At 45.3% G+C, this 8,838-nt stretch carries 8 protein-coding genes; 7 read left to right on the top strand and 1 reads right to left on the bottom strand.

Annotated features, from left to right (window positions below):
• On the bottom strand, nt 1-432 hold a 432-nt coding region (locus A3750_RS05670; protein WP_197474928.1), incomplete at its 3' end, for a hypothetical protein.
• A gap of 128 nt (nt 433-560) precedes the next feature.
• Here A3750_RS05670 and xrt point away from each other — a divergent pair.
• The 7 genes from xrt to A3750_RS05635 all read left to right on the top strand — a co-directional run.
• Nucleotides 561-2,048 carry an exosortase gene (xrt, locus tag A3750_RS05665; RefSeq protein ID WP_068548089.1) on the top strand — a complete coding sequence of 496 codons (1,488 nt, stop codon included), beginning with the start codon at nt 561-563 and terminating at the stop codon, nt 2,046-2,048.
• Between the two features lie 47 nt (nt 2,049-2,095).
• The gene (locus tag A3750_RS05660; protein ID WP_068548088.1) at nt 2,096-3,277 is read left to right on the top strand and encodes a glycosyltransferase; all 1,182 of its coding nucleotides are present in this window, start codon (nt 2,096-2,098) and stop codon (nt 3,275-3,277) included.
• Nucleotide 3,278: 1 nt separating this feature from the next.
• On the top strand, nt 3,279-4,466 hold the full coding sequence (locus tag A3750_RS05655) for a DegT/DnrJ/EryC1/StrS family aminotransferase (protein WP_068548087.1): 1,188 nt from the start codon (nt 3,279-3,281) through the stop codon (nt 4,464-4,466).
• Nucleotides 4,463-5,377 (top strand): XrtA system polysaccharide deacetylase, encoded by a 915-nt coding sequence (locus tag A3750_RS05650; protein ID WP_068548086.1) that lies wholly within the window; start codon nt 4,463-4,465, stop codon nt 5,375-5,377. The genes A3750_RS05655 and A3750_RS05650 overlap by 4 nt, the downstream gene beginning before the upstream one ends.
• Nucleotides 5,378-5,380: 3 nt before the next feature.
• Nucleotides 5,381-6,820, top strand: coding sequence for a FemAB family XrtA/PEP-CTERM system-associated protein (locus A3750_RS05645; protein WP_082873208.1), 1,440 nt, complete (start codon nt 5,381-5,383; stop codon nt 6,818-6,820).
• A gap of 37 nt (nt 6,821-6,857) precedes the next feature.
• A complete protein-coding gene (locus A3750_RS05640) occupies nt 6,858-7,958 on the top strand; it encodes an acyltransferase (protein ID WP_068548085.1) in 1,101 nt (366 codons plus the stop codon).
• On the top strand, nt 7,955-8,838 hold an 884-nt coding region (locus tag A3750_RS05635; protein ID WP_068548084.1), incomplete at its 3' end, for a polysaccharide deacetylase family protein. The genes A3750_RS05640 and A3750_RS05635, both read left to right, overlap by 4 nt.

The following is an 8,838-nucleotide window of genomic DNA, read 5'->3' as shown; positions in this document are numbered from 1 at the left end:
ATCCACGCCTGCACCAGCACCAGCACCAGCACCAGCACCAGAGAGAAGATATTGCATCAAAGGCGCGCGTAACGTTTGCGCATCTCTTGATGAACACACAAAATCCAAATACTCAGCCCGGTATCCGGCCTCACCACTACCTTTATAACCCAAGAAATATAAGGTTCGAAGAGAAAGTAATTTAAGAAATGGTCGATGGGCAATATAGAAGGGAAGAATCGCGACCAGGCGCTCTCCTTCGCGGCACGCTACCAGAAACAACTCAAAATCGTCCTCTTTAAACGTCCTCCACCAGGCGTACATCCAACACCATGATGTAAACACGCTTTGATCAGACGTCGCATGCAAGGCATCCCACTCAGGCTTGATTTTCTCAAACTGCGCCTCAGATAATCGCTGAAAAGTTAACTGCTGTCCATCGCTGCTCGCCATTTAAAGTAACAACCCTGATCTGGATAGGAAGTAAATCGGAAGTAAATTTGGATAAGCCCACAATGTCTTATAGTATGCTTAACTACTAAGGATAGCTTAGATAAATTAAACAATTACAAGAAGTAATCGTGCGTAGCCAATACAGCCCTTTAGTTTCTATAACTCTCTTTTTTCTCTTCCAAGCCATTTTGTTTCATGAGGCTTGGGGTTCGCTCGTTCAACTATGGCTAAAGATGGATTACGCCTACTCGATGGGCTTACTTGCTTTAGCACTAGCCATTTACAGCGCATTCCAAAAGCGCGATAGCATCGCAACATCTGCACATAAACCGCACGCAATTAATCTCATATTGTTATTCGGCTCTGCTCTAGTGCTGACTCTGGCATCTTATCTAAATATTCAGATCGGAACGCAACTTATGCTAGTGCCCATTCTTTTCTTTGGCATATCCAGCATCAGCGGCGTAAAAGCCGCTGCACACTTCATTATCCCGTTACTTTATATTCTATTCGCTATTCCAGTTTGGGATTACCTAAACCCTTTATTACAAGAGCTAACCACACTAGTGTCCACAAACATTGTTGAAGCTCTAGAAATGCCCGCGTTAATCAACGGAAATACAATCAACCTGCCATACGGCACGCTAGAAATAGCCGGGGGCTGCTCTGGACTCAGGTACTTCATCGTTACGCTAATACTGGTTTTGTACTTTTCTCAGCAACGTCCAAACTCAACACGCACTGTCATTTCAATGTTTTTTATTGCTGCTGGATTTAGCTTAATCGCCAACTGGATTCGCGTTGTGCTTCTGATTGTGATTGCACACCAAAGCAACATGGAAAGCTCGCTGGTAGCGGACCACGAGATGTTTGGCTGGGTAGTCTATGTGGTTACCATGATGCCTTGCGTCTGGTTACTTTTAAGGATCGAGCGCCGCGCACTCGTGCAAACCGAGGCTAAAGTCGAGGCCGAAGAGCAAAACACCCTACCAATTGAGAAAGCAGCCCATACTAACCAGACAATTAGACCCGGCTACCTCGTGACGTCGATCGTCGCCATTAGTATCGCTCCATTACTAATGGGCTTGGCGCAGTACAACCAAACACAAAGCTACTCAAAAGCCAGTTTCGAAACGCAGCTCGCCGCTCCGCCAAGCAGCTGGGCGATTACCGAAGCGCAGACATCAATATTTCAAACAGGCTTTACTGGAGCGGAAAACGAAAACAACTTTCAGCTCATAAATACATTTTCTGGAACCAAATTGAACGTCAAAATTCTTCGATATGGATCTGAGCATCAGGGAGCAGAACTGGTCAACAATAATAACCGGCTTGCAAGCGACTCGTGGAAGACGAGCTACACCTCAGCAAACAACTTTTATCAAAAAGCCACACTAACCAACCAGTTGCATCAAAAACTGGCTGTCATTTGGTACTATCGAATCTCAAATACCAGAACAACCAACGAATTAAAGGCGAAACTCGCGCAGCTAACGAGCGTATTTGCCGACGCACCACCTAAAGCGCTCGTTGCCATTTCGGCACGATGCTCAGCAAGCTGCGATAAAGAGTTTTCAGAGCTAGACAAACTCCTAAGCACCTACGAGCCATACTAAGCCCATAGAATTAATTCAGCTGCAAGCAAACAAGGGTTCAACACAACATGACATTTCTATTTTGGATCGCTGTATTTGGAACGCTCTATAGCTACTTTATCTATCCAATTGCATTAAAGTTACTAGCCAACAAGCCAAGTAAAGCAAGTAATACCGCCAGTGCGAATGGCACTGCTGAGACGCGCACTGATGCGCTTTCTGGCAATAGAAACACTCCACCAAACAGTGCCTCATTTATCATTACTGCACACAACGAAGGCGCTAAAATTGCAAAGAAAATCGAGAACACACTCGCGCTTGATCAAAGCGGTTTAGAGCTTGAGATCATTGTTGCTTCTGACTGCTCAACCGACGACACCGATGACATCGTAAAATCTTACCAAGACCGTGGCGTCACTCTAGTTCGTGCAGACCAACACCTAGGTAAAGAATACGCGCAACTTTGCGCGATCAAAGCGGCAAATCACGATGTGCTTATTTTTTCCGACACAGCAACAGAGCTAAAAGGTAACGTTTTACAAAAACTAATGGCTTATTTTACGAATGAAAATGTTGGCGCGATCTCAAGCGAAGACCGTTTTATTACAGCCGACGGTAAAGTTGCCGGAGAAGGCGCCTATGTAAAATATGAGATGTGGCTACGTGGCAAAGAATCCTCCTACAGAGGGCTTGTCGGTTTGAGCGGTAGCTTCTTTGCTGCACGTAAAGAAATCTGTTCAAACTGGGACATACATTCCCCTAGCGACTTCAACACCGCATTGAACGCTGCAAAAGCCGGAAAACGAGCAATCTCCTGCCCTGATGTAGAGGGTTATTACCCAAATCTAAAAGACGAATCAAAGGAATATCAGCGAAAATTACGAACAGCCATTAGGGGCATGACAGGCTTAAGTCGACACACAGAAGTGCTCAACCCATCGAAATTTGGCATGTTTGCGTTTCAAGTTTGGAGCCATAAAGTGATGAGATGGGCCGTGCCTTGGTTTATGCTGCTCGCACTTGTGAGCAACGCATTCTTGTTGGATTATTGGTTTTATCAGCTTTGCTTTGCGATTCAATTAGCAATGGCTAGCGCATTTATCTCAGCACACTTTCTGCCAGCGCTTCGACAAAACGGCGTCATCAAACTCATCTACTTCTTTTACCAGGTAAACTTTGCGCTTGCTCATGCCGCTATTAAGTTTTTCAGCGGAACGCGCATGACCACCTGGAAGCCATCGGCAAGATAAAATGCACGTACCGCGCTTTGTTCGCCCTGTTGGCGAACCGATTAAAACTAGCCAAACAAAAGATTCTAGCAATCTTAAGCTAAGCGCTTATGTAGGCTACGAACGCGAATTCTATGGCTCAGGCACCATGGCATTGCAAGCCGCCCTCACCGTCATGAAAACACAGGTTAAAAGCACCATAGCAGCAAAATGCATGCTTGCTGGCTATGGCTGCCCAGATCTAATCTCAGCTTGTGTTGGAGCGGAAGTCGAACCAGTCTTAATAGATACTGCGCCTAATTCTCCTTTCCCTAGCGAGACATCAATTGAGCGCGCTGCGCACGAAGGCTGCACAGCCATTATTCTGGTTAACTTTCTGGGCCTTAGCCCACCAAAAGAGCTAGTAACTAAGTGCAAACAACTCGGATTATTTATCATCGAAGACCGCGCGCAGAGTTTTTTATCCCCGCCAATCAATATACAGGGCGAAGGCGGGTTATTCGGGGATGCGGTGATATTCAGTTTCGGTAAAGGAAAGCCTCTTAGCCTTCTCGGCGGTGGCATGCTTTTAGTCAAAAAAAACATCGCGTTTCAAGCCGTTTCAGATCAGGCAGATGACTCAACGATTTCGACGATAAGAACAAAACTAAGCATCATTGCGTACAACCTCATCATCCGCCCATCGCTTTATCCGCTACTGCTTAAAATACCCGGCCTCTCGATCGGAGAAACGCGTTATCACGCCCCCCAATCTATTAAGGCAATGGATGCAATGCGCCTAGCTATGCTACCCCACGCTATAGAGAGCTTTCGTTCAAAGCCTCACGATACCGCTCAAAAAATTATCGGCCAGCTAAATCCAACATTTAAGCTGCTAGGTATCACATCACTACTGAGCCAAAATGATGGATTACGTATGCTACGCCTCCCATTACTCGCTCATAACAAGGCAATGCGAGATGAGTTGGTCGATAAACTGGTAGAGCATGGTATTGGGGCAACAAAGCTTTATCAATTGAGCATTCCCGATGTTCAAGGCATACCGAGTCAAGTAAAATCGGAATTGCTCTCTAGCATACATCTAGAAAATGCATGCAACTTCGCAGACAGACTCTTTACTATACCTTGTCATAGCGATGTAACAGCCAACGACATTGAAGCGATCAAGAACACGCTGGACAACTACTTAAGCCCAAAGGAAATAGCATGAAGCACGCAATGACCGTGGATGTCGAAGACTACTTTCAGGTCGCGGCATTTGCGCCCAACATCAAGTATGACGAGTGGGAAAAATGGCCAATGCGCGTTGAGCAGAATACCCATGCGATACTAGATCTATTCGACAAGCAGGGAATTCAAGCCACGTTTTTCGTCTTAGGCTGGGTGGCAGAACGCAAGCCGGAACTCGTGCGGGAGATTCAAAAACGAGGACATGAAATCGCATGCCACGGAATGACGCACCAACTGGTTTACTCCCAAAAACCAGAGGTTTTCCGGGAAGAAACATTCAGATCGAAAGCGCTATTGGAAGACATCACCGGTCAAGCCGTAAACGGTTATCGCGCGGCAAGTTATTCCATCACAAAACAATCACTCTGGGCATTAGAAACACTCATCGATGCTGGCTTTACCTACGACTCAAGCATCTTTCCTGTGCACCACGATCGTTATGGTATGCCTGGGGCACCACTGAATATTCATACTGCGATCACCACCGCGGAAAAGAGCATTACTGAGTTCCCACTCACATCAGCACAATTTATGGGCCGCCGTTTACCTGTCGCAGGCGGCGGCTACTTTCGAATCTACCCGTATTGGTTTACCCGATCAATGCTCAAACGCGCTAGTGAAGAAATCGATCAACCTTTTATTTTTTACCTCCACCCCTGGGAAGTAGACCCAAACCAACCACGCATACCGGGCGCATCGGCTCTTAGCCGTTTTAGACATTACACTAACCTTAAGCGATGCATGCCAAGGCTCGAAACACTCATCAAAGACTTTGAATTTACGACAGTACAAGCGGTCACAGATACATACATAAGCAACGCACCCGCCTCCGGCGACGCACCTGTAAAAAGTGCAATGCAACAGTTTGATTACCGTAGCTTGAGCACGTAAGAAATGTCTAACGCTAGAATCGATACAAACCTAAACGAGACGAACGAGCCAAGCGAACTAAACGAAGCGCTAGCCAAACTTGAAGAAGAAGCTAAGCGGCTCTCAAAGCTTATTGGCCAAGCGAAACGCTCTGGAGAGGATGTAAGCGAGCTCATTGCGGCTAAAAAATCCCTCCACCAAGACAAAATAGAGCCCTTAAAAAAACAAATTGCGGAAACCGTGTCCGAAAAGGCATCAGCACAAACCATTGCCCACAAACAAATTGAGCAGCTAAAGCCGCCAGCGCCCTACAAAAACCCCACACATTTAATCAGTTCAGACTCTCTCGCTCTAAGCCTTGTTGATCTTACCGATAAGGGCCGTGACGATGGTCGTGAGAGTAACAATGACAGCTCCGCCACATTAAAACAGCGCTGGGACACATACATTGCGGCACACCCAAGCGGCAATATCTACTACGAATGGCGCTTTCTAGAAGCCATCTCACGAATATTCGGTCATAAAATTAAGCTGCTCACAGCAACAGAAAAACAGAGTGGTCAAATCATAGGCGTGCTGCCGATCGTTGAGCAGAAGAGCAGACTCTTTGGACATTTGTGGACCAGCATCGCCTTTGTGAACTATGGCGGCCCGCTTTGTAACAACGAAAAGGTTGAGGCATCCATTTTTGAGTTCATACAGCAAGTAGCCAAACAAGAGAGCATCAAAAGGCTAGAAGTCCGCGGCCTTTATGAGCGCCCCATTCCAGATAGCTGGAACTGCTCTCAAGACAAGGCCAGCATGTGGCTGCCGCTACCCTCGGACAACAACAGCGACACCTTACTATCAAGCTTTAAGGCAAAGCTTCGCTCACAAATACGCAAAGGCTACACCGATGCCGTCAGTGCAAAAGTCGGTGGGCTAGAGCTCATTGATGATTACTACACCGTATTCGCACGCAACATGCGTGACTTAGGAACGCCTGTTTATAGCAAACGCCTGTTTTCAGAACTACTCAACACACTCGCGAATCAAGCATGGCTGGTACTTATCTATCATCAAGGCAAACCAGCATCGGCGGCGTTTCTCATCAAAACAGGCGACCGAATGGAGATCCCTTGGGCCTCAACCATTCGAGATTACAACCGTTTTGGGCTTAATATGGTGCTGTATTGGGAAGTACTAAAACTAAGCTGCGAGCAAAAATGTGTCGTTTTTGATTTCGGCCGCTCAAGCATTAATGCAACGACATACAAGTTTAAAAAGCAGTGGGGCGCACAGCCGGTTCAGCATTACTGGTATGGTTATGAGCCAGGGGAAGACTCATCGAGCGGCCAACTCCAGGGAACAAGCAAAGCAAGTACAGAAAACCCGAAGTTTAAGATACTCATTGCCTGTTGGAAGCGACTTCCGATATGGTTGAGTAAACTCATTGGCCCTAGTATCGTGAAGTTTATTCCTTGATTGAGCATCCATCGAAACATAGCAGATCTAAATTTTAATGCCGACTAAAAAACAGAACAGATTCGCAACCATAGATGGCTTTAGGGGTTTGGCCGCTCTTGGTGTAGTTCTGTACCATTTTTACGGGAGCCTTAAACCTGCTTTAGATAATGCTCTTCCTTCTTTCATAACCACCCTTTTTTCCTACGGATACTTGGGTGTACCCATTTTTTTCGTGATTAGTGGTTTCGTAATTTCGCATACAGTCGGAAGAACAACAATCACACGAAAATATTTTGGGAACTTCATCCTAAGACGGAGCATCAGGCTAGACTTTACTTACTGGGCATCAATCCTATTAGCCATAATCTTGTTACTCGGTAAAAATCTCTATCTTAACGCCGATGAACCTATCCCTTCTATGGGAAATGTACTTATCCATATGTTCTACTTACAGGACATAACACAAATTCATCCGCTGATCTCAGTCGTTTACTGGACTCTATGTTTGGAAGTCCAGTTTTATCTATTTTATATACTGACACTTTGGATTTCTCAAAAAACCACATCGACAACCGATTCAGTTCACTCCGCAATTGTAATAGGGGTGGGTTGTTACTCGATTCTTTTAGACTACGGTTTACTAGCATCCCCATACCCTGGGCTTTTCTTTTCTAATTGGCACTACTTCTTACTAGGGGTACTCGTCAGCAAGAGTAACTCTTCAGCCAACAACGCCCCTCTCTTTATTTGGTTAGCCATAGAGTTAGCGTTCATATTCTTCAATGATGCACGCCCCTATATTTTTGCGGGATTCACCTTCGCAACAGCGCTATTTTTAATATTAAAGCTACAACTGCAAAACAAACTTCTTCAGGCTCGTGGATTTCAGTATTTTGGAGTGATTTCTTACACTCTTTATTTGGTTCATCCAGACATTGGATGGAAAGCTATCATGTTCGGGAAAAAATTCTTTAAAGAGAGTTTAGACACTATTGATGCATTGGCATTAATGGCTATTGGCCTGATGTTCAGCATAATCACGGCCCATATTCTTCATATTCTAGTAGAGAGGCCATCTCTAAAGTTGGCTGCCGAACTAAAGCATCGTAATTTAAAAGATATTGTACTTAAACGACATCCAGCTAAGACCATATGAAACCTATTCAATTCGCCAAAAACATCATCAAGAATCTGCTAGCTCGTATAAAAGCGCACCAATTCAATACTGGCCTAAAAAAGGGTGCGTATGATGGCAAGCTAATTATATTGATGTATCACCGAGTTCTACCAAAGCATGACCCAAGGCTCGCTACAGAAGAGCCTGGCATGTATGTCACCCCCGAGACTTTAGACATGCACCTGAGTGAACTCAGCAAAAAAGCGCAGCTTGTCCATATTGAAGAATGGCTCGAACTCGCAAAAACCGATGCATTGGAAAAAAAACTCTATTGCGCCATTACCTTTGACGATGGATGGGCCGACAACTACGAATTTGCCTTCCCTCTTCTGAAGAAACACCAAGCCCCCGCATGCATATTTTTGGCAACAGACTACATTGGCACCGACACAACCTTTTGGCCTGAGCGTTTAGCGGCTGCTCTTATTGATCGCACAAAAAACAGTGCCACCAAGCTTAAGTTAGATGCGTTCTTTAGTGAGCTTGGCGAAGAGATAGATGCGACTAATTTGAACAAACAAAATCGAGACTACATTTCGCACCTTATCCAAATCGCCAAACAAAAGCCGGACGATGAGATAAAGTCATTCCTAGACGCCCTTCCGAAACGCAAAGCATCAAATAAAAATAAGGCTAAGTATCAAACAGATATGTTGAGTTGGGAACAAGTAAAAGAAATGCAAGAAGCAGGTGTTCAAATCGGCGGCCACACTCGCAGCCACTTGCGCTTAAACAATCAGGTAAGACCGGATCGTTTAAAAAATGAGATCATCGGATGTGCCGACGACATAAAGCAGAATATAGGAACAGCACCTACTTCATTCTGCTACTCCAACGGTGACACCAGCCAAAACGCACT

It is taken from the genome of Oleiphilus sp. HI0079 (assembly GCF_001635105.1).
Note: the sequence above shows the minus strand (reverse complement) of the source record. Positions and strands in the feature narration are given on the sequence as shown.

Excerpts from the sequence above, each read along its gene's own strand:
- A3750_RS05660 (WP_068548088.1), top strand. The coding sequence starts at position 2,096 with ATGACATTTCTATTTTGGATCGCTGTATTTGGAACGCTCTATAGCTAC.
- A3750_RS05655 (WP_068548087.1), top strand. The coding sequence starts at position 3,279 with ATGCACGTACCGCGCTTTGTTCGCCCTGTTGGCGAACCGATTAAAACT.
- A3750_RS05650 (WP_068548086.1), top strand. The coding sequence starts at position 4,463 with ATGAAGCACGCAATGACCGTGGATGTCGAAGACTACTTTCAGGTCGCG.
- A3750_RS05645 (WP_082873208.1), top strand. The coding sequence starts at position 5,381 with ATGTCTAACGCTAGAATCGATACAAACCTAAACGAGACGAACGAGCCA.
- A3750_RS05640 (WP_068548085.1), top strand. The coding sequence starts at position 6,858 with ATGCCGACTAAAAAACAGAACAGATTCGCAACCATAGATGGCTTTAGG.